We start from the raw sequence: 1,382 nt of genomic DNA, 5'->3' as shown, positions 1-1,382 counted from the left end.
AACGGTTTAGGCTATGTTGTCGTTGTGGAAAAATCGGCAAGATTTTTCCGCCATAGCAATAACTTTAGTAAATATACGAGGATTTTCTGAAAAAGAAAATCCGCCACAATGCAATATAGCCATTGTTAGCATATTTAGCGACACGTTCTGCTGAGCATTGAATTTTTCTATTATCAGAGATTTATCAAACATACTTATTTTTCTCATTTAGCTTTTTCTCCGTTGTTATTTTCACGTTTTACAGGAAAAACTTTGAAATTTCTCAGTTTATTGCAATTATTCATTTTAAAGATATTCGGATTCGTTGCTCAAAATCTTAACCGTTTCAATGCTCAATTCCGGTAGAGTGGAAGTCAATCTGGAATTTTTCAGGTTTGTACATATTTTTCATTCAAAGCAAATTCATTCCGATTCAATTCTCATACCTTTTTGAGTATAAATCACTCAGAAATCTCTCGGTTTAGTACAATTTTTTCAGTAAAACTCAATTCTTTCCGCTTTCATTGCTCAAATCTGACCGCTACAATTTTCACTCCGAAATATTGCTAAAAATCATAGTTTTCAATTAAGTTTTTCAACTTTAATTTTTCTGACCAAAACTCAGTCGAGCTATTTATGCTAACGGGATTTTATAAGATTTGTGCGACTGGAAAATCGGAGATTTTTCGGACGTAGCAAATCGTTTGTTGAATGTTTGTCGGTTCGTTATTTAGTTTAAAAGTGAGCATAAATTTTATGAGTTGTTATGTGTAGTATTTTTAATTCGGATTAAACTCAATATTGAAATGAGTTCTTAAATAATCCTCTATTGTTCCCATTCCCATTTCCTTTCTTCTTTCGTTTACAGTTTCAGGATTTTCTAATTTATACAATTTCCCGTTTTTTATCTGTGAACCATATATTTGAGGTTTACCCTCATCCATTAAGATTCTATCTTTCATCAATGCATATTGCTGTTTAGACAAATCTCCATTTTTTACAGCTTCCTCTATCTGTGGAAAGTATTTTTTCCTATGCTTCTCAGTTGTATGTTGTAGTCCCAACCAGATTGCATTCATATGTTTTTGAGATACCTCGTTTAATGTTGGCATACCACACTTTTCAATAATGCTAATCACTAATTCTTGATTCCTATGATCTTCTTTAGCGTATTTGATGGGGTCATTTAACTTTCTAATTCTTTGGTCACTTTCATAAACTTCACTCAAGATTTGATGTTTTTTACTACAATCAACTTCAATAATATCTACTGAACCAACATAGACAAATTTATCCTTATTCATATAGAGGAATATTGATATCATTAAAACAAGAGCAGTTAATATGCTGAAGAATATTTTTTTCTTTTTCATTTCTTTTTCATTTTTTTATTACACATAACG

Annotated in this window: 2 protein-coding genes; both read right to left on the bottom strand. The window is 31.0% G+C overall.

Going from position 1 to position 1,382, the window contains the following annotated elements:
- Positions 1-6 precede the first annotated feature (6 nt).
- Positions 7-207 carry a hypothetical protein gene (locus HGB55_RS14950; RefSeq protein ID WP_168817660.1) on the bottom strand — a complete coding sequence of 67 codons (201 nt, stop codon included), beginning with the start codon at positions 205-207 and terminating at the stop codon, positions 7-9.
- 551 nt (positions 208-758) lie between these two features.
- Complete coding sequence (locus HGB55_RS14945) at positions 759-1,352, bottom strand: DUF6624 domain-containing protein (RefSeq protein WP_168817867.1); 594 nt, start codon at positions 1,350-1,352, stop codon at positions 759-761.
- Positions 1,353-1,382 lie beyond the last annotated feature (30 nt).

Origin of the sequence: Lutibacter sp. B1, assembly GCF_012524075.1 — a bacterium.
In the GTDB taxonomy this organism is placed as follows: Bacteria; Bacteroidota; Bacteroidia; order Flavobacteriales; family Flavobacteriaceae; genus Lutibacter.
Note: the sequence above shows the minus strand (reverse complement) of the source record. Positions and strands in the feature narration are given on the sequence as shown.

What these genes read in the sequence shown, in the direction of transcription:
- HGB55_RS14950 (WP_168817660.1), bottom strand. Translation starts at nt 207, where the DNA reads ATGAGAAAAATAAGTATGTTTGATAAATCTCTGATAATAGAAAAATTC.
- HGB55_RS14945 (WP_168817867.1), bottom strand. Translation starts at nt 1,352, where the DNA reads ATGAAAAAGAAAAAAATATTCTTCAGCATATTAACTGCTCTTGTTTTA.